The organism is Herbaspirillum sp. AP02 (genome assembly GCF_015767275.1).
Lineage (GTDB): Bacteria > Pseudomonadota > Gammaproteobacteria > Burkholderiales > Burkholderiaceae_D > Herbaspirillum.
On record NZ_JADWMY010000005.1, the window covers coordinates 64,772 to 90,533 of the forward strand.

A 25,762-nucleotide genomic window follows, 5' to 3' on the forward strand; every position below is an offset into this window, starting at 1 on the left:
GACGGCCTCGGCTTCGGTCCGACCGCCATCCACGCTGGGTGGAGACGGCCGGGAGGACCAGGCGGCAGGCATGTCCCGGTGCTTTACCGGACATGCCGCCGCAACGACAGGAACCACGGCAGGGGCGACGGCGTGCTGCCTGCCCGCTTGCCGGGGGGCTTGCTCTTTACTTGATGTAACGACCCTGGCGCATCATCCGCACCGCCTGTGCCTGGGCGGCATCGAGCGCAGCGTCCGAGCTGGTCTTGCCAGCCAGTGCACCGGCGATGGCCTGCCCGGTCACGGTACCGATGGACTGGAACTCGGGAATGGTCGCGAACTGCACACCGGTATAAGGCACTGGCTTCAAGGTCGGCTTGTTGGCGTCCGCGGTCTGGATGGCGTCCAGCACGAAGTCCGAGAAGGGCGAGACCTTCTTGTACTCGGCCGAGGCATAGGTGGAGGTGCGGGTACCCGGCGGCACCAGCGCCCAGCCGGAATCCTTGGCGACCAGGTTGATGTATTCCTTGGAGGTCGCCCAGGCGGCGAACTTCTTGGCCGCTTCCTGCGACTTGGAGGACTTCGGCACGGCCAGCGACCAGATCCACAACCAGTGCGAACCCTTGTCGGTGGCCTGTACCGGCGAGGGCGCGAAGGCGGTCTTGTCGGCTACCTTGGAATCCTTGCCGTGGTAGAGCATGCCGGCGGCGACCGTGGCATCGACCCACATGCCGCACTTGCCGCTGGAGAACAGCACCAGGTTTTCGTTGAAGCCGTTGGAGCTGGCACCGGGCGGACCGTACTTGCGCAACAGGTCGACGTAGAAGGCGACCGACTTCTTCCATTCCGGCGAGGACAGCTGCGGCTGCCATTGCTCGTCGAACCAGCGACCGCCCCAGGCATTGGCCATGGTAGTGATGATGGCCATGTTCTCGCCCCAGCCGGCGCGACCGCGCAGGCAGATGCCATAGACGCCCTTGGCCGGATCATGCAGTTGCGCGGCCAGCTTGGCGATCTCGTCCCAGGTCGGACGCTCCGGCATGCTCAGCTTCTTCTGCTCGAACAGGTCCTTGCGGTAGTAGGTCATCGAGCTTTCGGCGTAGAACGGCAGGGCATACAGTTTGCCGTCCACCGACAGGCCCTCGCGTACCGGCTTGATCAGGTCGGCTTCATCGTAGTCGGCCGGCAGGCCGCTCATCGGCGCCAGCCAGCCCTTCTTGGCCCAGATCGGCGCTTCATAGGCACCGATGGTCATCAGGTCGAACTGGCCGCTGTTGGTGGCGATGTCGGTGGTCAGGCGCTGGCGCAGCACGCTCTCTTCCATGGTGACCCAGCGCAGCTTGATGTCGGGATTGGCCTTCTCGAACTGCGGCGCCAGCTTCTGCAGTTCGATCATGTCGGGGTTGTTGATCGAGGCGATGTTCAACGTCACCGGCTCGGCCTGGACCAGGCCGGTGGCAAACAGTGTGGAAATCGCCGCAGCGGCTAGGTTGAAGCGAATACGGGTGATGCCGGACGCACGGGTGCGCGCGAGTTTGGACATGCTTGTCTCCGAATGTTATGTGCCGCCGTGCACGTTTCTTCCCGGGTGGCAGCGGCGGTGAGGCCGGTGCTGACGTGCCGGTTGGGCGGTTGTTGTGAACGACGTTGAGCAAATATTATTTTTATGGGCAAATATTCATTCATTCTCGAATGCGTGTCAAGCATTTGCTTTTCGATTGAGCAATTGCCCATACTAGATGTTCGTGACGGGAGCAAAGGCCGTAAAATGGCAGCCCATCGGGAAGACCCCGCACCACCCCACAACCAGATAAGACAGCACAAGCCGGGCGCCGCAGGCGCCGGTGGCTGGCGAGGAGAACATGTCTAGCAGCGCATCCAAACTGGATCTGGCGGCCCGTGCCGCGTGGATGTACTACGTGGCCGGCAACACCCAGAACGAAATCGCCGAACGGCTCGGCATCTCGCGCCAGATGGCGCAGCGCATGGTGGCCTATGCGGCCGATGCCAACCTGGTGAAGGTGCAGATCACGCATCCCGTCTCCTCCTGCCTGGAACTGGCGCAGGGGCTGCAGCAGCGCTACGGGCTGGAGGTCTGTCGCGTGGTGCCGGGCGCCGGGGGTGCCGACAATCCCAACGAATCACAGGAAGTGCAGCAGATGCTGGCCGTGGCCGGCGCCGAGCTGATGGAGCAGATGCTCAGTTCGGAGGCCCCGCTGGTGGTCAACGTGGGCTCCGGGCGGACGCTCAAGGCCGCCATCGAACGCCTGTCCGAACTGGAAAGACCGCAGCACCAGATCGTTTCCATGATCGGTGCGTTTGCCTCGGACGGCTCGGCCAATCGCTACGATGTGGCGCTGCAGGCCGCCGAGAAACTGGGTGCGCGCTTCTACCTGCTGCCCGCCCCCCGCGTGGCCGAGAGCGAGCGTGACCGCCAGCAATGGTGCAACCACCGGGCCTACAAGATCGTGACCGGCCTGGCTGAACGCGCCGACGTGACCTTCCTGGGCATCGGTACGATTGCCCTGCAGGGGGCCATGCACGAGGACGGTTTCATCGACGATGCAGAAGTCGCCGAGCTGCAGCGCCAGGGTGCGGTGGGCGAGATGATCTGCCACGCTTTCGACGTCGATGGCCGGATGCTGTCGTCTTCGCTGTCCTCGCGGGTGACCACGCCTCCGCTGACGGCCCGACCACAGCGCCCGGTGATTGCCCTCTCCGGCGGCAGCAAGAAGGCCGAGGCGGTGCGCGCCGCCCTGCGCGGCGGCTGGCTCACCGGGCTGGTGACCGATGAGGTCTGTGCACGCCACGCCTTGCAGGACTGAATGGTTTCACCCTGGTGGCTATGGTCTGGCCCTGCAAGGCCATCATTACCATCGATAGCCTCAATAACAACGATCCGAACGGAGACCCAGCATGACCCGACCTGCCGCATTCGTCGTCTTCGGCGAAGCCCTGACCGATTTCATCCGCCAGCCTGATGGCCAATGGCGCGCCATTGCCGGCGGTGCCTGCTGGAATGTGGCCCGCGCCGCCGCGCGGCTGGGCGTAGCCACCGGCTATGCCGGCAGCGTCAGTACCGATGTATTCGGTGCCGAACTGTATGCCCTGACGCAGCAGGCCGGACTGGACATGCGTTTCACCCAGCAGCACGCCAAGGCCCCCCTGCTGGCGATGGTCACCTCCACCACGCCACCCGATTATTTCTTCATCGGCGACGACAGTGCGGATCTGCATTTCGACCCCGCCCAACTGCCGGCCGGATGGCTGGACGAGGCGCAGATATTGCACTTCGGCTGCATCAGCCTGGCCCGCGAACCTCTGGCCTCGCGATTGCTGCAGATCGCCCGGGAAGCGGCCGAACGCGGGAAAAAGATCGCCTTCGACCCGAACTGGCGCAAGCTGATGGACCAGCCCGCCTATCACGCGCTGCTGCGGGAGCTGCTATCGCTGTCGCATTACGTCAAGGTCTCCGATGAAGACCTGGAACGTCTTTTCCCGGGTGACGGCAATGCTCTGGCGACCTTGCAGGCGCTGGCGCCGCAGGCCGAGATCCTGCTGACGCTGGGCGCGCAGGGAATGAGATGGATCAAGGGAGAACAGGTCGTCGACCAGCCCGCCTATCGCGTCGAGGTGGTCGACACCGTCGGTTGCGGCGACGCCTCCATGGGCGGATGGATCGCCAGCCAGCTGCGCCAGCCGGACGCACCGACGCAGATGCACCTGCAATGCGCGGCAGCCGGCGCGGCCATTGCCGCCTCCAGGGCAGGTGCCTATGCCGCGACCTGGGAAGAAGTGCAGGCCATGATCGCCCGCGGCTGAGGGCAGCTGAGGCCGACTTAGCGCTGGCGGGACACGCTCTCACGCAGGTTCTGCGCGAACTCGTCGTCACCCTCCACTTGGGCCATCTGCGCCAGACGCAACCGCCGTCGCCGCTCCCCTGCCTGGAACTCCGAATGGATGCGCCAGAGTTCCAGGTGGCGGAAGTAGGTCACGCCGCTATCGACCCGTCTTACCGGGCCGACAGGGTCCACAGGCAGCACTGCTGTCACGGGATTTCGGGCCATATCCTCTGCTCCAATGTCATGCCGGCACTTTGGCCGGCGCGGGGTCGATTACGATACCATCCCGGCGCGGGGCCGTGCCTGGCGACGCAGCGCGATCAGCTGTGCAGTGACACCCACCAGCAGCGCCAGCAGCAACACGCCCTGCGCACCCAGGAGCAACGGCGACTTCAGGTCGGTGACGAAAGGATGCCCGTCCGGGACCCGGCGCAGGGTTTCCGACACCGCCGGCACCAGCAGCAGGAATACCGTCACGGACAAGGCAATGGTCTCGACATACCGGGCCAGACGCCCCAGCCATGATGCAGCAAAGCTCATCCCGAAACCCAGCAGCAGGAACACCAGGGTCAGCACGGCGATGAAGTTGCTTTCCGGTCGCTTCGCCACCAGGAATACCGTCAGGGCACCCACCAGCATGGAGACGAAATAGATCGCCCCCGGCACCGAACGCGCACGGATGCGCCCGTAGCGGGCGAGCATGTAGATGGCCAGTGGAATGGCCGGCAGGCTGCCGATCGTATGGACCCAGCCCAGGGATGAGATACCGAACATTGCATTTCCTTTTCGTTGGTGTTGATCAAACATTGCCAGTCACCCGGCTCGGCAATCACAAACCCTACCTACTAATTGGTAGGACTGATGATCAAAAAAGGGGACGCGAAATCCCTCGCGTCCCGTGTGCTCAGTGCTTCCTGGCGGGCTCAGGCCATCACCAGGCGCTCCAGCATGGGATGCACGATGATCCCGAACATCTTGGGATCGTCGTAGGCCCTGGCCGACAGCATGGCGCCATGGATGGTCGCCAGGAAGCGTTCGGCCTCCACCCGGGGCGCATCGGTCAAGCGCAGGCTGCCCTGGCGTTGGCCGCGCTCCAGCACCGACTCCAGCCAGAGGGCAAAGAACCTGAAGTGCGCCTTGACCTCCATGGCGATCTCCTGCGGCAGCATGGGCAACTCGGCGGCCAGCATGGCGCACACGCAGAAGGCAGCCTCGGGTTGGGTCATGCAGCTTTCCCAGTAACCGGCATACGCGCGCAACTGGGCAAGCGGGTCGGTGATGTTGCGCTCCATGGCGGCCACGCCATCCTGCGCTGCCTCGCGGTATTGCCGCACCAGCGTCTGCACCAGTACCGCCTTGCTGGCGAAGTGATGATGGATGCTGGCATTGCGGATGCCGATGACCTTGCCGATGTCGGCATAGCTGAAACCGTTGTAGCCCCCGGCCACCAGCAAGGCCTGGGCGCATTGAAGAATCTTTTCGGAGGTGGTGGAAGCGTTATTCATGGACGCAGTCTACCTTCTAGTAGGTAGCCTTGCAAGCAAAGAAGATCATCCTGTCGCTTATGGAATGAAAATTCCCTGTGGACAAGATGAAATGCGGCCGGGTGGCGAAACACCCGGTCGCCTCGTCCTATGTCGCCAGCAGTTCCTGCAGCAGTGCACGATACGTGCGCAGCGGGCGACCCAGCAATGTCTGCAGCACCTGCACCGCCCCTGCGCGTCCGTGCATGCCATGGCGCTGGATGCGCGCCATCATCAGGCGCATGTCATAGGCCATCCAGTCGGGCGCGTAGGTGACCAATTGTTGTTCGAACGCGTCCAGGTCGTCACCGCCATACTGGATGGGACGTTGCAGCAGTTCGCTCCACACGGCCGCCGCGCTCACACCGTTGATGCTGTCCGGCCCCACCAGGTCGAGCGTGCGCGCAGGCAGCGCCTGCGGTGCGCGGTCACGGGCCAGCAGTTCGGCCACGGCGATATCGGCAATATCCCGCACGTCGATCATCTCCACGCCGGCCTCTCCAATCGGCATGGGGTAGACGCCATAGGAAGCGACCACCGACTGGATCTGCACATCGTTCTGCATGAAATAGGCTGGGCGCAGGATCGTGGCCGGCAGCGCCATGGCCTCGATCATCCGCTCCACGGCATGCTTGCCGGTGAAGTGGGGCACGTCGACATAGCGGTCGGCGTGGATCACCGACAGATAGACGATGCGCTCGATGCCCGCCTGCCGCGCCAGGCTGAGCAGACTCAAGGCCTGCGTGAGCTCATCGGGCGTGACGGCATTGAGCAGGAACAGCGTACGCACACCGGCCAGCGCGGCGTGCAGGGAGGCGATCTCGCGCATGTCGCCGACGATTTCCTTGACGCCGTCCGGCAGCGCCTGTTTGCCGGGCGTGCGTACCAGTGCACTGACCTGTGCCCCGGCCGCTGCCAGGCCCTGGACGACCAGTGATCCAACGGCGCCGGTGGCGCCAGTGACGAGAATGCTCATGATGATTTCCTTCAAGAATAGGGAGTGAAATAGGGTCTAACAAAGGTCCTGCGTGTCGTGGCTGATGCCTGAAGCGGCGGCAACGCGGCCTAGCGCAGGAAGTCCACCACGGTCTTGCCCAGTTGCGGCAGGGTTCGGCTGCGTTCGATGGCGGCCGGCAATTCCTCGAAGGGGATCACCGCTGCGATCTGTGACTGCAGGCGACCTGCTGCCACCTGCCGGGCAATTTCGGCCAGGCGGGCGCTGTCGGGCTGGTTCATGAACCACAGGCCGCGACGACCCGCCGGCGTGCTGGCCAGGATGGCCGGCGACGCGGTACTGACGATGGCACCGTCCTTGGCCAGGACACCCCAGGAACGCGCCAGGGTGTCGCCGCCGACGTAGTCGAGTACCAGATCGATATCCTTGACCAGGGCCTCGAACTGGGAAGTCTGGTAATCAATGACGTGATCGGCGCCCAGGCCGTGCACATAGTCGGCATGGCAGCCCAGGGCGGTGGCGCTGACATGGGCGCCGGCCTGATGGGCAAACTGCACCGCAAAGCCACCCACGGCACCGGCAGCGCCGTGGATCAGGATGCGCTGGCCGGCCTTGACCGGACCGGCAAGATACAGGCTCTGCCAGGCCGACACGGTCGCCACCGGCAAGGCCGCGGCCTGCACCAGGCTCAAGCCCTCGGGCAGCACGGCCAGCTTGTCGGCATCGACCGCAACCAGATCGGCATAGGCACCCAGGCCGCCCAGCGGCCCCATGACGCGGTCACCCACCTTGAACAGGCTGACGTCACTCCCGACCTGCTCCACCACACCCGCCAGCTCGATGCCGAGCACCGCAGGCAGTGGCAGCGGGAAGGCATCCTTGACGTAGCCTTCGCGCACCTTCCAGTCCAAGGCATTGACGCCGGCGGCATGCACGCGCACCAGCACTTGTGCGGGACCGGCGACGGGTGCCGGGAGATCGGCGATGCGGACCGTATCCGGGCCACCGTATTGCATCAGTTGCAGGGAACGAATCGTTTTCATGGTGTGACTCCTTGTGGGTAAGTTGCTGCGGTGGGTTGATGGAACACACGATAAGTCGTTTCATGATCGGAACACAGACGATAGAATCGAGACCCACCGGATCATTTTTGAGACACCATGGACATCAATGCCCTCGTCGATCTGCAGCTGGTCGCTGCCCACGGCAGCTTCGGCCGCGCCAGCCGGGAAAGTGGCCGCGCAAAGGCCACCTTGTCACGCCGGGTGGCCGACCTGGAACAGGAACTGGGGGTACGCCTGGTCGAACGCGGCACGCAACGGCTCACGTTGACGACTGCCGGCCAGCTGCTGCTCCAGCGCAGCGAAGGACCTCTGCGCGAAATCGAAGAGGCCATGACCCAGGCCAGCGAAGGCAGCGCTGCGCCACGCGGCCGTCTGCGCATTGCTGCGCCGCTGGTGTTTTCGCAGCTGGCGCTGGGACGGTTGTCGGCCCTGTTCCGGGCGCAGTATCCGCAAGTGGAGCTGGACGTGGTGGCGGAAGACCGGATGGTGGACCTGGTGCAGGAACATTTCGACCTCTGCATCCGCATCAATCCCGGTGAGGACGGCAACCTGGTCGGACGTTGCTTCGCCCGCGACAGCCTGGCGCTGGTGGCCGCGCCCACGCTGCCCATGCCACGTGCACGGGCAGGCCAGACGCATACGGTCCCGGCCGTGGTGATGCCTACCTATCGTGATGGCGATGTGTGGTCGCTGCGCGAAGGCAAGCTGCTGGTCGCGCCGCAGCCGGTACTGCGCCTGTCTTCATTGATGATGGTCAAGGATGCCGTCTGCGCCGGGGCCGGCGCGGCGCTGCTGCCGTGGTCGGTGGCCGGCGCACTGGTGCAGGCCGGACAGCTGAAGCTGTGGGGCGAAATGGGCAGCGAGGTCGAACTATGGGTGCTGCATACCTCACGCCGCCTGCAGAGTCCCAAGGTCCGGGCTTTCGTAGACTTCCTGTGCGCCCAGTATCCTGATGGTCGCTTTGCCGCCTGAATCAGCCGCAGAACAAGGCCCGGGCAGGCTCTAAAAAGCAGGCCCTATAATCCTGCATCGCTCACCATCGCACTCCCATGAAGAAGCCCGCACCACATACCATCAGCATCGTCGACGGCCAAACCGCCACCCGGCTGTCGCCCGCGCAGCAGAGTTTCAACGCGCTCATCGAAGAGATCGGCAAGCGCCGCGCCCGCCTGCAGGAGTGGGAAACTGCGAGCGACGAATTCCACAGGAAATATTCCACCCACTATCTGCCACTGGAGCAGGAACTGCTCGGCCTGAAGCGACAGGCGGTCTACCGCCTGCACGACGCCTGGTCGCACAAGGCGCTGGGCAAGGGTGAGCGCATCACCCTGTCCGCCCTCATCGCCGACATGGCGCAGGCGCTGCTGCAGCGGGGCGACGATGCCGAGCTGGCGCTGATCTACCAGCAGCACGGCATGCAGGATGAGGTGGATGAGGCGAAGGACATCGCGCCGGCCCCGAATGCACCCGGTTCAGCGGCCGAGCCGGAAGAGCGGGAAGACCCGGCTGCGGCCGACGACGACTTCACCAGCGGCACGCCCGAGGAAATCATGCAGCGCATGGAAGCCATGCTGGAGCGCCAGGAGCGGGAGCGCATGGCGGCCGCGCAGCAGCGCGATGCGCAACGTGCTAGCCGCAAAAAGCCGCCCAAACAGCGCGCCGCCGAACAACAGCAGCAAGCACAGCGCATCGAACTGAGCCAGTCCATCCGCGCCGTCTATCGCCGGTTGGCCAGCGCCCTGCACCCCGACCGCGAACCCGACGAGGCCGAGCGCGCCCGCAAGACCACGCTGATGCAGCAGGTCAACCAGGCCTATGAAAAGAATGATTTGCTCAAGCTCCTGGAGCTGCAGCTGGAACTGGAACACATCGGCCAACACACCATCGACACAGTGAGCGAAACGCGGCTGGCCCACTACAACCAGATCCTGCAGGAGCAGCTCACCGAACTGGACCAGGAGATCGCCCATGTCGAGCGCCAATTCAGGCGCGCCTATGGCCTGGCATCCCAGGCAAGTCTGACGCCGGAGAAGATGATGCGCTACCTCAACCGGGGCATCACGGCGCTACGCCAGGAAGGCCAGGACCTGCGCGCCGCGCTGGCGGCATTCGGGGAGATCGAGCAGGTCCGGACCTGGCTGAAACACGCGCGGCGACAGCGTGCGCAGGGCTGGGAAGACGAGTGACCGCCTGAGGCGGTCACTGCGGTGCGCTCAGATCTTGTCCAGCTTGGCCACCGACAGGTCCAGCAGCTTCATGCCGAACTTGCCGAAGTTGATCTGCGCCCGCGCTGCACCGCCGCCACCTTCGATGTTGACGATGACGCCTTCGCCGAACTTGGCATGCGCGACGTTCTGGCCAATGCGCCAGCCGGAGTCGGTCTGGCGCGAGAAGTTCTGGGCGATCTTGTTGTTGCCCGCTTCCGGCACCTCATCCCAGGCCGACTTGGGATTGGCGAACCAGTGGTGCTGGGCGATCTTGGGCGACAGCCACTTGATCGATTGCTCGGGCAACTCGTCGAAGAAGCGTGAGCGCATGTTGTAGCGGGTCTGGCCGTGCAGCATGCGGGTCTGCGAGAAGGTCATGAACAGGCGCTTGCGGGCACGGGTGATGGCCACGTACATCAGGCGGCGCTCTTCTTCCACCCCACCCTCTTCCTTGGCGCTGTTCTCGTGCGGGAACAGCCCCTCTTCCATGCCGGTGATGAAGACCGCATCGAACTCCAGGCCCTTGGCCGAGTGCACCGTCATCAGCTGCAGCGCATCCTGGCCGGCCTGGGCCTGGTTGTCGCCAGCTTCCAGCGAGGCATGCGAGAGGAAGGCCGACAGCGGCGACATGATGGTCACCAGCGGTGCATCGGCATCAATCACTTCCACGCCATCGGCGATGGTGATGGCGGTGCCGGCCGTGGCCTGCGCCTGCGGGCCGAGGAAGGCCGGCGCGTCCAGGCCATAGCCTTCTTCGGAGACGAAGAGCGTGGCCGCACTGACCAGCTGCTCCAGGTTCTCGATGCGGTCGGCGCCTTCCTTCTCGTTGCGGTAATGCGTCATCAGGCCGGACAGGTCCAGTATCACCTTGACCGTCTCCGGCAGCGGCAGATGCTGGGTCTCGAAGCGCGCGCCTTCGATGAGCTTGACGAAGGCGTTCAGCGAAGAACCGGCCTTGCCGGCCACGTAAGGCACGGCGGCATAGAGCGAACAGCCATACTGGCGCGCCGCATCCTGCAGGGACTCCATGGCCTTGGCCCCGATGCCGCGGGTGGGGAAATTGACCACACGCAGGAAGGCCGAGTCGTTGTGCAGGTTGTCCATCAACTGCAGGTAGGCGATGGCGTGCTTGATTTCGGCGCGCTCGAAGAAGCGTTGGCCGCCATAGACGCGGTAGGGGATGGCCGAGCTGAACAGCGCATGCTCCAGCACCCGCGATTGCGCGTTGGAACGGTAGAGGATGGCGATCTCGCTGCGCGACCAACCCTCAGCGATCAGGTCCTTGACCTGCTCGATGATCCACTGCGCCTCCTGCAGGTCGCTGGTGGCCTCGAACACCCGCACCTGCTCACCGTGGCCGGCGTCGGTGCGCAGGTTCTTGCCCAGGCGCTTGCTGTTGTTGGCGATCAGTTCGTTGGCGGCATCCAGGATGTGGCCGTGGGAGCGATAGTTCTGCTCCAGCTTGATCAGGTTCTCGACGTGGAATTCCTGTTCGAAGGCCGACATGTTGCCCACGTTGGCGCCGCGGAAGGCGTAGATGCTCTGGTCGTCGTCGCCCACCGCGAAGACCGCGTTGTGGTTGCCGGCCATGAGCTTGAGCCATTTGTACTGCAGGTCGTTGGTATCCTGGAACTCGTCCACCAGGATGTGGCGGAAGCGGCCCTGGTAGTGCTCGCGCAGCGGCTGGTTGCGCGACAGCAGTTCGTAGGTGCGCAACAGCAGTTCGGCGAAATCGACCACGCCTTCACGCTGGCACTGCTGGTCGTAAAGGTCGTAGAGCTCGACGAACTTGCGGTTGTAGTCGTCGTAGGCATCCACGTCCTTGGCGCGCAAGCCCTGGTCCTTGGCGCTGTTGATGAAGTACATCAGGTTGCGCGGCGGATACTTTTCATCGTCCACGTTCATCTGCTTCAACAGGCGCTTGATGGCCGAGAGCTGGTCTTGCGTGTCGAGGATCTGGAAGGTCTGCGGCAGGCCGGCATCCTTGTGATGCGCGCGCAGCAGGCGGTTGCACAGCCCGTGGAAGGTGCCGATCCACATGCCCCGGGTATTGATGGGCAGCATGGCCGACAGGCGCGAGGTCATTTCCTTGGCGGCCTTGTTGGTGAAGGTCACCGCCAGGATGCCGGCCGGCGAGACCTGTCCGGTCTGGATCAGCCAGGCGATGCGGGTGGTCAGCACGCGGGTCTTGCCGGAGCCGGCACCGGCCAGGATCAGGGCGGACTGCGCCGGCAGGGTCACGGCGGCAAGCTGCTCTTCGTTGAGGTTGTGGAGAAGATTTTGCATCCCGCGATTATAAGGCGCTGGCGAGGGTGCCGGGCAGCCGGCGCTGGCGCTATACTGCCGGGCGGCGCTTGCCATGGTCTTTCCGGCGCCCTCATCCGTCCTTCTTCACGGTCCTGCTGCCCATGCTCCCCATGCCGATATCCCGCCTCCCGATGTCCCGCCTGCTCACCATCCTGGCCGCCCTGCTCCTGACGGCCTGTGCCACCACCCCGCCGCCGGCCTCGCGCGCCGATGTCGAACAGTTGCTGACGCTGCAGAAGACGCGCCTGGACGTGGCTGCACCGGTGGCGCGCAGCAAGTGGAATTCGCACGCGCCCATCGACGACCCGGCACGCGAAGCGGTGATCCTGGAGGAGGTGGCGGCCCGTGCGCAACAGCTCGGCCTGGACGCAGCATGGACCCGAACTTTCTTTCAGGATCAATTCGATGCCGGCAAGATCGTGCAGCGCGACCTGCATCGCCAGTGGCGGCTGGAACAGCATGCGCCCTTCGCCAATCCGCCTGACCTGGCCCGGCAGGTACGGCCGGTGCTGGATCGCCTCACCCCCGACCTGCTGGCCGCGCTGGTCCGCCTGAACGGCCACTGGTGTGAACCGGCCGTGCAGCGCGACCTGGCCGAGCTGGAGCCGGAAATCCTGGGCGCCGACTATGCGCCCGCCGTACGCGAGCGGGCCACGCAAGCGCTGCACTGCAGGCGCTGAACCCGCTGCTGCTGCCACGCAGGCTTACCCCAACGACGCACCCGACGTCGTACAAATGCGACTAAGTTGCTGAATTGACAGGCAAAAATTCTTTGCTGTCCTGCAGCATTTTTGTGGCGGGAGTAAAATTCGGGCTGCTGTCCACGCGCACAGGCGCGCGCAGCCTCCTCATTCCGAATCCCCCCGCCATGTCCGACGATTCCTGTAGTCCCCGCTCTACGCCGCTTTCTGCGCCCGTTTCCGCCGCCGCACCGGCAGCCGTGCGCGCCCTGCCGCCTGCCAAGGTCACGCGCCAGATCATCGCCACCGCCTTCTTCACCTTCCTGGTCTACCTGGCCATCGGCATCCCGATGGCAGTGCTGCCGGGCTATATCCACCTGGACCTGGGCTATAGCTCGGTGATCGCCGGCCTGGGCATCAGCGTGCAGTATTTCGCCACCTTCGTCAGCCGCGCCAATGCCGGCCGCATGATCGATACCGTCGGTGCCAAGCAGACCGTGATGCGCGGCATGCTGTTGTGCTCGGCCAGTGGCGGGCTGCTGTTGCTGTCGGCACTGGCGCAACCGCTGCCGTTCCTGTCGCTGGTGCTGCTGTTCACCAGCCGCGCCTTCCTGGGTCTGGGCGAGAGCCTGGTCGGTACCGGCGCCATCATGTGGGGCGTGGGTCGCGTGGGGTCGGAAAACACCGCCAAGATGATTTCCTGGAACGGCATCGCCACCTATGCGGCGCTGGCCATCGGCGCGCCGCTGGGCGTGGTGCTGGATCGTTCGCTGGGCTTTGCCGTGATCGGCCTGGCCGGCATGCTGCTGACGGTACTGGGTTATGTGCTGGCCCGTGGCGGCCCGGTCACCCCGGTGGTGCAGGGTGAGCAACTGTCCTTCAAGCTGGTGCTGCGCAAGGTGTTCGCCTATGGCATGGGCCTGGCCTTCGGCACCATCGGCTTCGGCTCGATCGCCACCTTCATCACGCTGTATTACGCCGACCAGCACTGGAGCGGCGCGGCCTTTGCGCTGACCGCCTTCTCCAGCGCCTTCGTCGGTGCGCGCCTGCTGTTCGCCAATTCCATCACGCGCTTCGGCGGTTACCGGGTGGCGGTGGTCAGCTTCCTGACCGAAGCGGTGGGCCTGTTGCTGCTGTGGAGCGCCGCCACGCCGGAACTGGCACTGCTGGGCGCAGGCCTGGCCGGCTTCGGTTTCGCGCTGGTGTTCCCGTCGCTGGGGGTAGAGGCGGTGAACCTGGTGTCGCCGTCCAATCGCGGTGCGGCACTGGCGGCTTATTCGGTCTTCCTCGATCTGGCGCTGGGGATCACCGGCCCGGTGGCCGGTGCCATCGCGGGGCAACTGGGGTATCCGCAGGTATTCCTGTTTGCGGCCATTGCCGCCATCGGTGGAGTGGCCTTGTCGCTCTCACTGTATCGCAGCGCGCAGCAACGTCGCACTGCCTGAGTTCGATCCGACACCACTGGTTGCGCCGGGGCCGATAGGAGAATACCTATCGGCCCCATTGATTTATAGACCAGCATTTATCAGAAAAATCGCTTGAAATAGGGAACGTCGGCCTCACTGTCTTATCAATAATGCGTGGCCGCAACTTGTCCCTGTGCGATTTGCAATAGAATCGCGATGTTGTGTTCACCCGCTTACGAAAAACCGAACAGCTAAGGAGCGAAAGATGGCAAAGAAAAACGTGGCAGCCCCCTCGATCAACATCGGCATCAACGACAAGGACCGCAAGAAGATTGCTGACGGCCTGTCCAAGCTGCTGGCCGATACCTACACGCTGTACCTGAAGACCCACAACTTCCACTGGAACGTGACCGGTCCGATGTTCAACACCCTGCACCTGATGTTCGAAGGCCAGTACACCGAACTGGCGCTGGCCGTGGACCTGATCGCCGAACGCATCCGCGCCCTGGGCTATCCGGCGCCGGGTTCGTACAAGGAATTCGCCAAGCTGTCCTCGATCCCCGAAGCCGATGGCGTACCCAATGCCCAGGAAATGATCGCCCAGCTGGTGGCCGGCCAGGAAGCCGTGACCCGCACCGCGCGTTCGCTCTTCCCCGCCGTCGATGCCGCCGCCGACGAGCCGACCGCCGACCTGCTGACCCAGCGCATGCAGCTGCATGAAAAGAATGCGTGGATGCTGCGCAGCCTGCTGGAAGGCTGATCGAGATCACGCAGTCGGCCTGCATGAAAAAACCATCCTCGCGGATGGTTTTTTTTCGTCCGGCAGTGCTGCCTGCAATCAGACGTAGAGATCGGCCAGTCGCCGGGTCTTGCGTTGCTCCACCGGCACCAGGTAGACGCTGCTGATGACGGCGACCATGTCGGCCCCCTGCGCCACCAGCGGCACCGCGTTCTCCAATGTGATGCCGCCGATCACCACCACCGGCAAGGGAATCTCGCGCTTGGATTGCGCGATGATGTCCGGCGCGGTGCGGAAATCGTATTGCTTCACCCGCGACGGATAGAAGCCACCGAAAGCCACGTAGCTGGCGCCATCGCGATAGGCGGCGTGCGCCAGTTCCAGCGTGCCGTAGCAGGAGGCGCCGACGATGCGGTCCGGGCCGACAGCCTGGCGCACCTCGGCGATGGACGCATCGGTGCCGCCGACGTGGATACCGTCGGCGTCAATCTCCAGGCAGAGGTCGACGTGGTCGTTGATGATCAGCGGCACCTCATAGCGCCGGCATAACGCCAGCAATGCAGAGGCCTGCGCAAGACGTTGTTCTGCACCGGCGGTCTTGTGGCGGTATTGCACCAGCGCAGCACCCTGTTGCAGCGCCAGTTCGGTCGCTGCCAGCAATTGTGCGGTGTCATCCCAGTCCGGGGTGACGATGTAGAGGCCGCGCAGATGGTTGGCGTAATCGGGTTTCATGTCAGGCTCCTGCCGCCGGGGCGGCATCAACAACAGGTTCGAATGCGGGGACGCGATTGGGGATGCGCTGCCCGGCGGCGATGGCATAGGACGTGGACAAGGCATGCTGGGTGTATTGCTGGGCCAGGTCGATGGCCTCGCGCATCGGCAGGCCGCGGGCCAGACAAGCCGACAGGGCCGCCGCCAGCGTGCAGCCGCTGCCATGGAATTCATCCGGCAGCCGGGTCCAGCGCCAGCCGGCGCTTTCGATGGCCTCCTGCGCAAATTCGGAACGGAACGACTGCCCATACCAGCGATTGACCACATCCTGCTCTTGCGGGCCGTGCCCGCCCTTGAGCAACACATGGGCGCAACCACGCTCCATCAACAGCGCCGCCTGGCGTGCCGGCGCGATATCACCACACAGACGGCGGGCCTCGTTGAGGTTGGGCGTGATCACGGTAGCCAGTGCGTACAGGGGCTCAATCACGCGCGCCGCATCGTCACGCGAAAGCTGGTCGCCACGGCCATTGGCCAGCACGGGATCAAGCACCACCGGCATCTCCGGATTGCGCTTGCGCAATTGCCGGATCAGCGACGCGATCATCTCGGCATTGGCATGACTGCCGGCGATGCCCAGCTTGACGGCGGCGATGTCGAAACGGTCAATCAGCACCTGGGCCTGGTAGCGTACCAGTTCAGGATCGAGCGCATGCACGGCAAACACGCTGACGTTGTCCTGCACCGTCAGCGCGGTCGGTACCGACAACGGGTGGCACCCCAGCGCCGTGATGGCCGGGATATCGGCCTGCATGCCGGCCCCGCCGCTGGGGTCGGAGCCGGAGAAGACCAGCACGCAGGGCGGCGCAGGACGATAGGCGGCCTGCATCGTCAGGCTACGCGACCGGCCATCGGCGAGGATGGCGAGGCAGCGAACTTGCGCGGGATGCGACCGGCCAGGAAGGCTTCACGACCTGCTTCCACGGCCAGCTTCATGGCGCGCGCCATGCGGATGGGCTCCCGCGCGCCGGCGATGGCGGTATTCATGAGCACGCCATCACAGCCCAGCTCCATGGCAATGGCCGCGTCCGAGGCCGTTCCCACGCCGGCATCGACCAGCACCGGCACGCGCGACTGCTCGATGATCAGCGACAGGTTCCAGGGGTTGAGGATGCCCATGCCGGAACCGATCAGCGAGGCCAGCGGCATGACCGCCGCCACGCCCAGGTCTTCCAGCATGCGCGCCTGGATGGGGTCGTCGCTGCAATAGACCATCACGTCAAAGCCATCCTTGACCAGTGTTTCGGCAGCCTTGAGGGTTTCGGGCATGTTGGGGAAGAGCGTCTTCTCATCGCCCAGCACTTCCAGCTTGACCAGCTTGTGGCCGCCCAGCAGTTCACGCGCCAGTTGCAGGGTGTACACCGCATCGGCGGCGTTATAGCAGCCGGCCGTGTTGGGCAGGATGGTGAATTCGGAGGGCGGCACCGCGTCCAGCAGGCTGGGCGCGTTGGGGTCCTGGCCGATGTTGACACGGCGGATCGCCACCGTGATGATCTCGGCGCCGCTGGCGACGGTGGCCGCGCGGGTTTCGTCGAGGTCCTTGTATTTGCCGCTACCCACCAGCAGGCGCGAGCGATAGGTCTTGCCGGCGATGGTCAGGCCCGGGTCTTCTTTCTGAAGCGGGGCGTCATTCATGTTCATGTCGTTTCCTTGTCTGTGAGGTGTGCAGCATGGCGATAGGCGGTTCAACCGCCGCCGATGGCGCGCACCACGTCTACCTTGTCCGCCTCCGCCAGCGCGTGCGTAGGCCACTGCACGCCTGGCACCACCTGGCGGTTGACCGCCACGGCCACCGCCTTGCCGGCCAGGGAGAGGCCGGCAATGAGCTGTTCCAGCGTGGCGCCGTCGGGTAGCGGGTGAAGCTTGCCGTTCAGTTCGATCTGCATGGCCGCGCTTATTGCTTGGAGTAGATCTCGGCGCCCATCTTGACGAACTCGACCGACTTCACTTCCATGCCCTGCTTCAGGGCGGCGATCTCGGAGATGCCTTCCTTGGCGGCGTAGTCGCGCACTTCCTGGGTAATCTTCATGGAGCAGAAGTGCGGGCCGCACATGGAGCAGAAGTGGGCCACCTTGGCCGAATCCTTGGGCAGGGTCTCGTCGTGGAATTCGCGCGCCTTGTCGGGGTCCAGGCCAATGTTGAACTGGTCTTCCCAGCGGAACTCGAAGCGTGCCTTGGACAGCGCGTTGTCGCGGATCTGCGCACCCGGATGACCCTTGGCCAGGTCGGCGGCGTGGGCGGCGATCTTGTAGGTGATGATGCCGTCCTTCACATCCGTCTTGTTGGGCAGGCCCAGGTGTTCCTTGGGGGTGACGTAGCACAGCATGGCGGTACCGTACCAGCCGATCTGCGCCGCGCCGATGCCGGAGGTGATGTGGTCGTAGCCGGGGGCGATGTCGGTGGTCAAGGGACCGAGGGTGTAGAACGGCGCTTCATGACACTGCTCCAGCTGCAGGTCCATGTTCTCCTTGATGAGGTGCATGGGGACGTGGCCGGGACCTTCGATCATGACCTGCACGTCGTGCTTCCAGGCGATCTGGGTCAGTTCACCCAGGGTGCGCAGCTCGCCCAGCTGGGCTTCGTCGTTGGCATCGTAGATGGAGCCGGGACGCAGGCCGTCGCCCAGGCTGAAGCTGACGTCGTAGGCCTTCATGATCTCGCAGATGTCCTCGAAGTGTTCGTAGAGGAAGGATTCGCGGTGGTGCGCCAGGCACCACTTGGCCATGATGGAGCCGCCGCGCGAGACGATGCCGGTCATGCGCTTGGCCGTCAACGGCACGTATTGCAGGCGCACGCCGGCATGGATGGTGAAGTAGTCCACGCCCTGTTCGGCCTGTTCGATCAGGGTATCGCGGAAGATTTCCCAGGTCAGGTCTTCGGCCTTGCCGTTGACCTTTTCCAGTGCCTGGTAGATCGGCACGGTACCGATGGGGACCGGCGAATTGCGGATGATCCACTCGCGGGTTTCGTGGATGTTCTTGCCGGTGGAGAGATCCATGACGTTGTCGCCGCCCCAGCGGATGGCCCAGGTCATCTTTTCCACTTCCTCGCCGATGGAGGAGGTCACGGCCGAGTTGCCGATGTTGGCATTGATCTTGACCAGGAAATTGCGGCCGATGATCATCGGCTCCACTTCCGGGTGATTGATGTTGGCGGGGATGATGGCGCGGCCACGGGCGACTTCCTCACGCACGAATTCCGGCGTGATCTCGGCCGGGATCGACGCACCGAAGGATTGGCCCGGGTGCTGGCGGCCCATCAGGTCGGCCAGCTTGTTGCCCATGGGGCCGGAGGCCTTCAGTTGCTCCAGGTATTCCTTGCGGCGCAGGTTTTCGCGGATGGCGATGAATTCCATCTCGGGGGTGATGATGCCGCGACGGGCGTAGTGCATCTGCGTGACATTGGCGCCCGACTTGGCGCGACGCGGCTTGCGATGCAGGTTGAAGCGCAACTCTGCCAGAGCCGGGTCATTGAGGCGTTGCTGGCCGTATTCGGAAGTGGGACCGGACAGTTCTTCGGTATCGTTACGTTCCAGGATCCAGGGCAGGCGCGGCGTGGCGAGACCGGCGCGGATATCGATCTTCACATCCGGGTCGGTGTAGGGGCCGGAGGTGTCGTAGACGTAGATCGGCGGATTCTTTTCGGAACCGAACATGGCCGGCGTGTCGGCCTGGCTGATCTCGCGCATGGGTACGCGGATATCCGGGCGCGAGCCGGTCACATAGATCTTGCGGGAATTCGGGAGAGGCTGGACGGCTGCCTCGTCGACGGTGGCCGTCGCGGACAGGAATTTCGGGTTGGCATTCATTTCGGCTCCTTTGCTTGATGACTCTTGGCTCGGAGCCAGCAAAGGAGGTTGCGGAAGAGGACGGACGGCGGGGGGATGGGACGGTGCCGTGGGTACGTCATGCTGCCGGTTGCTTCCCTTCGCTGGCATTATCCAGATCAGGTTCAAGGGTATTTCTCACCCGGCTGCCAGAGCATGTGCTCCAGCGCCAGGACCCCTAGCGGTGCGACGCGGGCCGCTTGCGCGGACCTTGTCGTGGGCCGGATTCTACTCCAAATACGGCGATGAACAAGGCTTCATTTCGGATGAGCTGGAGGTGCAGCACGGCAATTGAAGCCATCAGGCTGCCTGGCAGCAACATGTTGAGGGCCACCCTTGCGCATTTCTGCCCTCCCCCAGGGACGCGTCAATTTCGCGCCCGCGGAGAGATTTGCCCTCCCCGTCCCTTATAATGTTGGGTTTCGCAAAAACACACGTCAAATCATGGAATTAGCCAAGTCGTTCGAGCCTGCCGAGATTGAGAAATTCTGGCGCGAGGAGTGGGAAAAGCGCGGTTACTTCGCCGCCACCACCGACGCGGAGAAGCCCTCGTTTTCCATCCAGCTGCCGCCGCCCAATGTGACCGGCACCCTGCACATGGGTCACGCGTTCAACCAGACCATCATGGATGGCCTGACGCGCTACCACCGCATGCGCGGCCACAACACCGCCTGGATTCCCGGTACCGACCACGCCGGTATCGCCACCCAGATCGTGGTGGAACGCCAGCTGGATGCGCAAAAGGTCTCGCGCCACGACCTGGGCCGTGAAAAATTCGTCGAAAAGGTGTGGGAGTGGAAAGAGAAATCCGGCTCCACCATCACCGGCCAGATGCGCCGCATGGGCGCCTCCACCGACTGGGCGCGTGAATACTTCACGATGGACCCGAAGATGTCCAAGGCCGTCACCGAGGTCTTCGTGCGACTCTATGAGCAAGGCCTGATCTATCGCGGCAAGCGCCTGGTGAACTGGGACCCGGTGCTGGGCACCGCCGTCTCGGACCTGGAAGTGGTGTCGGAGGAAGAAGACGGCTCCATGTGGCACATCAAGTATCCGCTGGCCGATGGCAGCGGTCATATCGTGGTCGCCACCACCCGTCCTGAAACCATGCTGGGCGACGTCGCCGTGGCCGTGGACCCGACCGATGAGCGCTATGCGCCTCTGGTGGGCAAGATGATCAGGCTGCCGCTGGTGGGCCGCGAAATCCCCATCATCCAGGATGAATACGTCGACAAGGAATTCGGCACCGGTTGCGTGAAGATCACCCCGGCGCACGACTTCAACGACTACCAGGTCGGCGCCCGCCACAACCTGGAAAAGATCAGCATCTTCACCCTCAAGGCGACCATCAACGAGAATGCCCCGGAGAAGTACCAGGGCCTGGACCGCTTCGAGGCGCGCAAGCAGATCGTGGCCGACCTGGAGGCGCTGGGCCTCCTGGAGCAGGTCAAGCCGCACAAGCTGATGGTGCCGCGTGGCGACCGTACCGGCGTGGTGATCGAACCGATGCTGACCGACCAGTGGTTCGTGGCCATGAGCAAGCCGGCACCGGAAGGGACCTACTTCCCCGGCAAGTCGATTGCCGAGACCGCGCTGGAGAAAGTCTCCTCGGGCGAGATCAAGTTCGTGCCTGAAAACTGGACCAACACCTACAACCAGTGGCTCAACAACATCCAGGACTGGTGTATCTCGCGCCAGCTGTGGTGGGGCCACCAGATCCCGGCCTGGTACGACGAGGAGGGTGGCATCTATGTCGCCCGCACCGAGGAAGAAGCCCGCGCACAAGCCGGCGGCCGTGCCGTCAAGCGCGATGAAGACGTGCTCGACACCTGGTTCTCTTCGGCGCTGGTGCCCTTCTCCACCCTGGGCTGGCCGGAAGAGACCCCGGACTACAAGCTGTTCCTGCCCTCGTCGGTGCTGGTGACGGGCTTCGACATCATCTTCTTCTGGGTGGCGCGCATGGTCATGATGACCACGCACTTCACCGGCAAGGTGCCGTTTGACACCGTCTACGTCCACGGCCTGGTGCGCGATGCCTCGGGCCAGAAGATGTCCAAGTCCAAGGGCAACACGCTGGATCCGATCGACCTGATCGACGGCATCGGCGTGGATGAACTGGTGGCCAAGCGTACCGTGGGCCTGATGAATCCCAAGCAGGCGACCAGCATCGAGAAGGCCACCCGCAAGGAATTCGCCGATGGCATTCCGGCCTTCGGTACCGATGCGCTGCGCTTCACCTTCGCCTCGCTGGCGACCCTGGGCCGCAACATCAACTTCGACCTGAACCGCTGCGAAGGCTATCGCAACTTCTGCAACAAGCTGTGGAACGCCACCCGCTTCGTGCTGATGAATACCGAAGGCCAGGACTGCGGTTTCGACGGTCACGTCAAGGGCGTGTGCGACAAGGAGCAGTTGCAGTTCTCCAAGGCCGACCGCTGGATCGTGTCGCTGCTGCAGCGTACCGAAGCCGAAGTGGAAAAGGGCTTTGCCGACTACCGCTTCGACAACATCGCCAGCGCCATCTACAAGTTCGTCTGGGACGAGTATTGCGACTGGTATCTGGAAATGGCCAAGGCCCAGATCCAGAGCGGCAATGAAGCGCAACAGCGTGCCACCCGCCGCACCCTGCTGCGCGTGCTGGAAAGCGTGCTGCGCCTGGCCCACCCGGTGCTGCCCTTCATCACCGAACAGCTGTGGCAGAGCGTGGCGCCGCTGACCGATCGCAAACCCGATCCGGCCGGCGACTCCATCATGCGCCAGGCCTATCCGCGTCCGGACCTGGACAAGATCGACACCGAAGCCGAAGCCTGGGTCGCCCAGTTCAAGGCCTACACCGATGCCTGCCGCAACCTGCGTGGCGAGATGCAACTGGCGCCGTCGCTGCGCGTGCCCCTGATCGTGGAAGCGGCCGACACCGCTACGGTGGAGTCCTTCCTGCCCTACCTGCAAGGCCTGGTGCGCCTGTCGGAAGCGCAGATCGTGGCGCAGCTGCCGGAGTCGCCGGCACCGGTGGCCATCGTCGGCGAAGTCAAGCTGATGCTGAAGGTGGAGATTGATGTGGCCGCCGAGCGTGAGCGCCTGGGCAAGGAAGTCACCCGCCTGACCACCGAGATCGCCAAGGCCAACGGCAAGCTGTCCAACGAGAGCTTCGTGGCGCGTGCACCCGAGGCCGTGGTGGCGCAGGAGAAGGAACGTGTCGCCAACTTCAGTGCAACGCTGGAGAAAGTGAAGGAACAACTGGCCAAGCTGAAGTAAGTCCGGCCTTTTCCTGCCAAAGCCGTCGTCCCCGCCCGGGACGGCGGCTTTTGTTTTTTGTGCTTGCCTTGCACGGCGGGCTTGTCTAGACTGGATCGAAAAAATTAGAACAATCGTGCTTTTTTATGGCATTTGACTTGATCAACTGGAGACCCGCATGACCCGTACCCCATTCCCTGCCCGCCTGCTCGGGCGCACCCTTCTCATCGCCGGCCTGCTGGCCAGTGCCGCCGCCTGGGCCGATGGCTCGCCGCTGGGCCTGTGGAAGAGCATCGATGACACCACCGGCAAGCCCAAGGCACTGATCCGCATCACCGAAACCAATGGCGAGCTGAGCGGCCGGATAGAAAAGCTGTTCCGCGCCCCCGAGGAAGAGCAGAACCCGGTCTGCCAGAAGTGCGAGGGCGAGCTCAAGGACAAGCCGGTCATCGGCATGACCATCCTGTCGGGCCTGAAGAAGGACGGGGACGAGTACAACGGCGGGCAGATCATCGATCCGGCCAATGGCAAGGTCTACAAGAGCAAGCTGAGCGTGGTCGACGATGGCCAGAAGCTGAACGTGCGCGGCTATGTCGGCATGCCCATGCTGGGCCGCACCCAGACCTGGCTGCGCGAGCAGTAAGCCGTCCGTTCAGGCGGGCCGCGATGCCTTGAGGACGTAACGGTCCAGCTCGCGCGCGAAGGCGCGTCCGTCACTGGTGCTGAAGGCGGCCGGGCCGCCGGTTTCCACGCCGCTGCTGCGCAGTTCTTCCATGAAGTTGCGGGTGCTGAGGTGATGGCCGATGTTCTGGGCGGTGTAGAGCTCGCCACGCGGATTGAGGGCCAGCGCGCCGCGGCCGATGACGTCGGCCGCCAGCGGGATGTCGGCGGTGACCACCAGGTCACCGGGAGCGACCTGCCGGGCGATCTCGCGGTCGGCCACGTCGAAGCCGGCGGGGACCACCATGGATTTGATGAAGCGTGAAGGCGGGGTGCGCAGCGGCCGGTTGGCCACCAGCGTGACGGCGATGCCGGTGCGATCAGCGACCCGGAACAGCATCTCCTTGATCACGCCCGGACAGGCGTCCGCATCTACCCAGATGGCCACGATGAAGACGCCCTCCCGGGTTCAGACGAAGGAGACCGTCAGGCCGGGCAGGGTCACGCCGGAGAAGGCGGTGGTCCAGGTCTGGCCTGGCTCGATGGGACAGGCGTCGGTCCAGGTGCCGGTGCTGATGATTTCACCGGCCTGCAGCTTGCGAAAACGCGTCTGCTTCTGCAGCAGCTGGTGCAAGTGCCACAGCGCATGCAGGGGACTGTCCATCTCGTCATTGCAGAAACCGGCGGCGCGCAGCACGCTGGACGACTCGGTGCTGCAGGACAAGGAGACACTGGCGCTGGCCAGGATCTGCGGCAGATGGTGTCGGGTGGCCGAGGACAGGACATGCGGCTCACCCACGATCAGGGTGCCATGCAGGCCGAAGGCGGCGATCGAATCGGCCACCGTGAACTCCCACTTGGGGAAGGGGCAGACGACGATCTCGAAACCGTGGGCCATCCATTCCAGGCAATCGGCCAGTTCTTCCAGCGAGGCATCCGGTGCGGGGGTCTTGCCCAGCTTGAGGACGATTTCCGGCTCGATGCGCGGCTGCACCGCACCGGCCAGCGATTGCACGCCGTGGTTGTCCTCGGCAAAGCGCACGGTGGTGTCCCACATCGGTGCCCAGGTGGGGATGCGGGTATCGTCGATGATGCCGTAGCGCTCCCAGTTCTTGCGCACGACGAAGCCGATCTTGCGGCCGATGGGCTGTTCGCCCTGGGCCACGCGGATGTTGCGGATGCTATGGGCGATGTCGTAGGCGTCGTCGACCGACAGGGGCTCGGATTCGGAGAGGCGCGGGATGATCTGGGACTTCGCGCGGGCATCCAGCAGTTGATGCGCGTAGCGCAGGGCCTGGCTCGACATTAGCATGGAGGGGCTCACATCGAAAGATAGTGAATAGCTATCCATTGTCGATGACGATTAATTTTTGCACAAGCAAAAACTCGCTTTTTGACGAGATCTGACAAAAATTTCATCGGATTACGCCGCCCTGCGAGACGCAGTTTTTCAAACGATGCAAAAGTCACTTGTCTTGCGAGAAAAGTGACTTTTCAACCACCCCACAATTCGCCATTGGGCCCAGTGCGCGGGGCTGCCACGCCGAAGTGCTGGTAAGCGGCACCGGTGGCGATACGACCACGCGGGGTGCGTTGCAGGTAGCCTTGCTGGATCAGGTAGGGCTCCAGCACATCCTCGATGGTGTCGCGTTCCTCGCCGATGGCGGCGGCCAGGTTGTCCAGCCCCACCGGTCCGCCGCCGAACTTGAAGAGCACGGCTTCGAGCAGCTTGCGGTCCATCAGGTCGAAGCCGACCGGGTCCACGTCCAGCATCACCAGGGCGGCGTCAGCCATCTCGCGAGTGATGCGCCCTTCGCCCTTGACCTCGGCATAGTCGCGCACGCGGCGCAGCAGGCGGTTGGCAATACGCGGGGTGCCACGGCTGCGGCGGGCGATTTCCAGCGCGCCCTCCTCGACGATGGGGGCGTTGAGCAGTCCGGCACTGCGGGTGACGATGCGCGCCAGCTCGGGCGGGGTGTAGAACTCCAGACGGGCGACGATGCCGAAGCGGTCACGCAGCGGATTGGTCAGCATGCCGGCACGCGTGGTGGCGCCGACCAAAGTGAAGGGTTGCAGGTCCAGCCGCACCGAGCGGGCCGCCGGGCCTTCGCCGATCATGATATCGATCTGATAATCCTCCAGCGCCGGGTAGAGGATTTCCTCCACCACCGGCGACATGCGGTGGATTTCGTCGATGAACAGCACGTCGTTGGCCTCCAGATTGGTCAAGAGCGCGGCCAGGTCGCCGGCGCGCTCCAGCACCGGGCCCGAGGTCTGGCGCAGGTTCACGCCCATCTCGCGGGCGATGATGTGGGCCATGGTGGTCTTGCCCAGGCCGGGCGGGCCGAACAGCAGGGTGTGGTCGAGCGGTTCGCCACGCTTGCGGGCGGCCGAGATGAAGATTTCCAGCTGGCCACGGACCTTTTCCTGGCCAACGTATTCGTCCAGGTGCTTGGGCCGCAGGGCGCGCTCGATGGCCTCCTCGTTGGCCGAGGCCGGGGTGGCGGCGATGATGCGCTGTTCGGAGAAATCGTCGGTCTGGATGCTCATGCTCTAATCCTTGTCGGCC

At 64.2% G+C, this 25,762-nt stretch carries 24 protein-coding genes and 1 riboswitch; of the genes, 9 read left to right on the forward strand and 15 right to left on the reverse strand.

Annotated elements, in window-relative coordinates; translation table 11 throughout:
- Window positions 1-166: 166 nt before the first annotated feature.
- Window positions 167-1,522 carry a sugar ABC transporter substrate-binding protein gene (locus tag I5R65_RS12155; RefSeq protein ID WP_180667817.1) on the reverse strand — a complete coding sequence of 452 codons (1,356 nt, stop codon included), beginning with the start codon at window positions 1,520-1,522 and terminating at the stop codon, window positions 167-169.
- A 319-nt stretch (window positions 1,523-1,841) separates the two neighbouring features.
- On the opposite strand from I5R65_RS12155, the gene I5R65_RS12160 reads away from it, so the two are divergent.
- Together I5R65_RS12160 and I5R65_RS12165 are read left to right on the forward strand one after the other, a co-directional pair.
- Complete coding sequence (locus I5R65_RS12160) at window positions 1,842-2,804, forward strand: sugar-binding transcriptional regulator (RefSeq protein ID WP_180667819.1); 963 nt, start codon at window positions 1,842-1,844, stop codon at window positions 2,802-2,804.
- A 91-nt stretch (window positions 2,805-2,895) separates the two neighbouring features.
- Window positions 2,896-3,801, forward strand: a complete 906-nt coding sequence (locus tag I5R65_RS12165) for a carbohydrate kinase (RefSeq protein ID WP_180667821.1) — start codon at window positions 2,896-2,898, stop codon at window positions 3,799-3,801.
- Window positions 3,802-3,818: 17 nt separating this feature from the next.
- Here the strand turns inward: I5R65_RS12165 and I5R65_RS12170 are convergent, their stop codons facing one another.
- The 5 genes from I5R65_RS12170 to I5R65_RS12190 all read right to left on the reverse strand — a co-directional run bounded on the left by I5R65_RS12170 (window position 3,819) and on the right by I5R65_RS12190 (window position 7,342).
- A complete protein-coding gene (locus I5R65_RS12170; protein ID WP_180667823.1) occupies window positions 3,819-4,046 on the reverse strand; it encodes a hypothetical protein in 228 nt (75 codons plus the stop codon).
- Window positions 4,047-4,094: 48 nt separating this feature from the next.
- Entirely contained in the window at window positions 4,095-4,595 is a 501-nt protein-coding gene (locus I5R65_RS12175) for a hypothetical protein (RefSeq protein ID WP_180667824.1), read from the reverse strand.
- Between the two features lie 149 nt (window positions 4,596-4,744).
- Entirely contained in the window at window positions 4,745-5,326 is a 582-nt protein-coding gene (locus tag I5R65_RS12180) for a TetR/AcrR family transcriptional regulator (protein ID WP_180667826.1), read from the reverse strand.
- Window positions 5,327-5,453: 127 nt separating this feature from the next.
- The gene (locus I5R65_RS12185; protein WP_180667828.1) at window positions 5,454-6,320 is read right to left on the reverse strand and encodes an SDR family oxidoreductase; all 867 of its coding nucleotides are present in this window, start codon (window positions 6,318-6,320) and stop codon (window positions 5,454-5,456) included.
- A gap of 89 nt (window positions 6,321-6,409) precedes the next feature.
- Window positions 6,410-7,342, reverse strand: a complete 933-nt coding sequence (locus tag I5R65_RS12190; protein ID WP_180667830.1) for an NADP-dependent oxidoreductase — start codon at window positions 7,340-7,342, stop codon at window positions 6,410-6,412.
- A gap of 117 nt (window positions 7,343-7,459) precedes the next feature.
- On the opposite strand from I5R65_RS12190, the gene I5R65_RS12195 reads away from it, so the two are divergent.
- Both I5R65_RS12195 and I5R65_RS12200 read left to right on the forward strand, forming a co-directional pair.
- Entirely contained in the window at window positions 7,460-8,335 is an 876-nt protein-coding gene (locus I5R65_RS12195; protein ID WP_180667832.1) for a LysR family transcriptional regulator, read from the forward strand.
- Window positions 8,336-8,412: 77 nt separating this feature from the next.
- Window positions 8,413-9,549 carry a J domain-containing protein gene (locus I5R65_RS12200; RefSeq protein ID WP_180667833.1) on the forward strand — a complete coding sequence of 379 codons (1,137 nt, stop codon included), beginning with the start codon at window positions 8,413-8,415 and terminating at the stop codon, window positions 9,547-9,549.
- A 27-nt stretch (window positions 9,550-9,576) separates the two neighbouring features.
- Here the strand turns inward: I5R65_RS12200 and I5R65_RS12205 are convergent, their stop codons facing one another.
- The gene (locus I5R65_RS12205) at window positions 9,577-11,856 is read right to left on the reverse strand and encodes a UvrD-helicase domain-containing protein (protein WP_180667835.1); all 2,280 of its coding nucleotides are present in this window, start codon (window positions 11,854-11,856) and stop codon (window positions 9,577-9,579) included.
- Between the two features lie 152 nt (window positions 11,857-12,008).
- Here I5R65_RS12205 and aroQ point away from each other — a divergent pair, with 152 nt between their 5' ends.
- The 3 genes from aroQ (at window position 12,009) to I5R65_RS12220 (ending at window position 14,723) form a co-directional block, all read left to right on the forward strand.
- Entirely contained in the window at window positions 12,009-12,557 is a 549-nt protein-coding gene (gene aroQ / locus I5R65_RS12210) for a gamma subclass chorismate mutase AroQ (RefSeq protein ID WP_231395163.1), read from the forward strand.
- Window positions 12,558-12,745: 188 nt separating this feature from the next.
- Entirely contained in the window at window positions 12,746-14,002 is a 1,257-nt protein-coding gene (locus I5R65_RS12215; RefSeq protein ID WP_180667836.1) for an MFS transporter, read from the forward strand.
- 226 nt (window positions 14,003-14,228) lie between these two features.
- A complete protein-coding gene (locus I5R65_RS12220) occupies window positions 14,229-14,723 on the forward strand; it encodes a Dps family protein (RefSeq protein WP_006463646.1) in 495 nt (164 codons plus the stop codon).
- A gap of 78 nt (window positions 14,724-14,801) precedes the next feature.
- Here I5R65_RS12220 and thiE read toward each other — a convergent pair whose 3' ends face one another.
- Genes thiE through thiC form a run of 5 tightly spaced genes read right to left on the reverse strand, consistent with a single transcriptional unit; the run spans window position 14,802 to window position 19,281 of the window.
- Window positions 14,802-15,434 carry a thiamine phosphate synthase gene (gene thiE, locus I5R65_RS12225; protein WP_180667838.1) on the reverse strand — a complete coding sequence of 211 codons (633 nt, stop codon included), beginning with the start codon at window positions 15,432-15,434 and terminating at the stop codon, window positions 14,802-14,804.
- Between the two features lies 1 nt (window position 15,435).
- Window positions 15,436-16,302, reverse strand: coding sequence for a hydroxymethylpyrimidine/phosphomethylpyrimidine kinase (locus tag I5R65_RS12230; RefSeq protein WP_180667839.1), 867 nt, complete (start codon window positions 16,300-16,302; stop codon window positions 15,436-15,438).
- A gap of 2 nt (window positions 16,303-16,304) precedes the next feature.
- Entirely contained in the window at window positions 16,305-17,114 is an 810-nt protein-coding gene (locus I5R65_RS12235) for a thiazole synthase (protein ID WP_180667841.1), read from the reverse strand.
- A gap of 44 nt (window positions 17,115-17,158) precedes the next feature.
- Window positions 17,159-17,359, reverse strand: coding sequence for a sulfur carrier protein ThiS (thiS, locus tag I5R65_RS12240; protein WP_180667843.1), 201 nt, complete (start codon window positions 17,357-17,359; stop codon window positions 17,159-17,161).
- A gap of 8 nt (window positions 17,360-17,367) precedes the next feature.
- A complete protein-coding gene (gene thiC / locus I5R65_RS12245; RefSeq protein WP_180667844.1) occupies window positions 17,368-19,281 on the reverse strand; it encodes a phosphomethylpyrimidine synthase ThiC in 1,914 nt (637 codons plus the stop codon).
- A 97-nt stretch (window positions 19,282-19,378) separates the two neighbouring features.
- Window positions 19,379-19,489: riboswitch (TPP riboswitch) on the reverse strand.
- Window positions 19,490-19,743: 254 nt separating this feature from the next.
- Here thiC and I5R65_RS12250 point away from each other — a divergent pair.
- A complete protein-coding gene (locus I5R65_RS12250; RefSeq protein WP_180667852.1) occupies window positions 19,744-22,554 on the forward strand; it encodes a valine--tRNA ligase in 2,811 nt (936 codons plus the stop codon).
- Between the two features lie 157 nt (window positions 22,555-22,711).
- Window positions 22,712-23,176 (forward strand): DUF2147 domain-containing protein, encoded by a 465-nt coding sequence (locus I5R65_RS12255; protein WP_180667854.1) that lies wholly within the window; start codon window positions 22,712-22,714, stop codon window positions 23,174-23,176.
- A gap of 9 nt (window positions 23,177-23,185) precedes the next feature.
- Here I5R65_RS12255 and I5R65_RS12260 read toward each other — a convergent pair whose 3' ends face one another.
- The 3 genes from I5R65_RS12260 to ruvB all read right to left on the reverse strand — a co-directional run bounded on the left by I5R65_RS12260 (window position 23,186) and on the right by ruvB (window position 25,743).
- Window positions 23,186-23,641: a YaiI/YqxD family protein gene (locus I5R65_RS12260; RefSeq protein WP_180667856.1), complete on the reverse strand. Its 456-nt coding sequence runs from the start codon at window positions 23,639-23,641 to the stop codon at window positions 23,186-23,188.
- A 21-nt stretch (window positions 23,642-23,662) separates the two neighbouring features.
- Window positions 23,663-24,505 carry a 2-keto-4-pentenoate hydratase gene (locus I5R65_RS12265; protein WP_180667862.1) on the reverse strand — a complete coding sequence of 281 codons (843 nt, stop codon included), beginning with the start codon at window positions 24,503-24,505 and terminating at the stop codon, window positions 23,663-23,665.
- Window positions 24,506-24,687: 182 nt separating this feature from the next.
- Window positions 24,688-25,743: a Holliday junction branch migration DNA helicase RuvB gene (ruvB, locus tag I5R65_RS12270; RefSeq protein ID WP_180667864.1), complete on the reverse strand. Its 1,056-nt coding sequence runs from the start codon at window positions 25,741-25,743 to the stop codon at window positions 24,688-24,690.
- Window positions 25,744-25,762 lie beyond the last annotated feature (19 nt).

Excerpts from the sequence above, each read along its gene's own strand:
- ruvB (WP_180667864.1), bottom strand. The coding sequence starts at position 25,743 with ATGAGCATCCAGACCGACGATTTCTCCGAACAGCGCATCATCGCCGCC.
- I5R65_RS12200 (WP_180667833.1), top strand. The coding sequence starts at position 8,413 with ATGAAGAAGCCCGCACCACATACCATCAGCATCGTCGACGGCCAAACC.
- I5R65_RS12255 (WP_180667854.1), top strand. The coding sequence starts at position 22,712 with ATGACCCGTACCCCATTCCCTGCCCGCCTGCTCGGGCGCACCCTTCTC.
- I5R65_RS12165 (WP_180667821.1), top strand. The coding sequence starts at position 2,896 with ATGACCCGACCTGCCGCATTCGTCGTCTTCGGCGAAGCCCTGACCGAT.
- I5R65_RS12160 (WP_180667819.1), top strand. The coding sequence starts at position 1,842 with ATGTCTAGCAGCGCATCCAAACTGGATCTGGCGGCCCGTGCCGCGTGG.
- I5R65_RS12230 (WP_180667839.1), bottom strand. The coding sequence starts at position 16,302 with ATGCAGGCCGCCTATCGTCCTGCGCCGCCCTGCGTGCTGGTCTTCTCC.
- thiS (WP_180667843.1), bottom strand. The coding sequence starts at position 17,359 with ATGCAGATCGAACTGAACGGCAAGCTTCACCCGCTACCCGACGGCGCC.
- I5R65_RS12180 (WP_180667826.1), bottom strand. The coding sequence starts at position 5,326 with ATGAATAACGCTTCCACCACCTCCGAAAAGATTCTTCAATGCGCCCAG.
- I5R65_RS12155 (WP_180667817.1), bottom strand. The coding sequence starts at position 1,522 with ATGTCCAAACTCGCGCGCACCCGTGCGTCCGGCATCACCCGTATTCGC.
- I5R65_RS12170 (WP_180667823.1), bottom strand. The coding sequence starts at position 4,046 with ATGGCCCGAAATCCCGTGACAGCAGTGCTGCCTGTGGACCCTGTCGGC.
- I5R65_RS12220 (WP_006463646.1), top strand. The coding sequence starts at position 14,229 with ATGGCAAAGAAAAACGTGGCAGCCCCCTCGATCAACATCGGCATCAAC.
- aroQ (WP_231395163.1), top strand. The coding sequence starts at position 12,009 with ATGTCCCGCCTGCTCACCATCCTGGCCGCCCTGCTCCTGACGGCCTGT.
- I5R65_RS12265 (WP_180667862.1), bottom strand. The coding sequence starts at position 24,505 with ATGCTAATGTCGAGCCAGGCCCTGCGCTACGCGCATCAACTGCTGGAT.
- I5R65_RS12175 (WP_180667824.1), bottom strand. The coding sequence starts at position 4,595 with ATGTTCGGTATCTCATCCCTGGGCTGGGTCCATACGATCGGCAGCCTG.
- I5R65_RS12215 (WP_180667836.1), top strand. The coding sequence starts at position 12,746 with ATGTCCGACGATTCCTGTAGTCCCCGCTCTACGCCGCTTTCTGCGCCC.
- I5R65_RS12190 (WP_180667830.1), bottom strand. The coding sequence starts at position 7,342 with ATGAAAACGATTCGTTCCCTGCAACTGATGCAATACGGTGGCCCGGAT.
- I5R65_RS12235 (WP_180667841.1), bottom strand. The coding sequence starts at position 17,114 with ATGAACATGAATGACGCCCCGCTTCAGAAAGAAGACCCGGGCCTGACC.
- thiC (WP_180667844.1), bottom strand. The coding sequence starts at position 19,281 with ATGAATGCCAACCCGAAATTCCTGTCCGCGACGGCCACCGTCGACGAG.
- I5R65_RS12195 (WP_180667832.1), top strand. The coding sequence starts at position 7,460 with ATGGACATCAATGCCCTCGTCGATCTGCAGCTGGTCGCTGCCCACGGC.
- I5R65_RS12205 (WP_180667835.1), bottom strand. The coding sequence starts at position 11,856 with ATGCAAAATCTTCTCCACAACCTCAACGAAGAGCAGCTTGCCGCCGTG.
- thiE (WP_180667838.1), bottom strand. The coding sequence starts at position 15,434 with ATGAAACCCGATTACGCCAACCATCTGCGCGGCCTCTACATCGTCACC.
- I5R65_RS12185 (WP_180667828.1), bottom strand. The coding sequence starts at position 6,320 with ATGAGCATTCTCGTCACTGGCGCCACCGGCGCCGTTGGATCACTGGTC.
- I5R65_RS12250 (WP_180667852.1), top strand. The coding sequence starts at position 19,744 with ATGGAATTAGCCAAGTCGTTCGAGCCTGCCGAGATTGAGAAATTCTGG.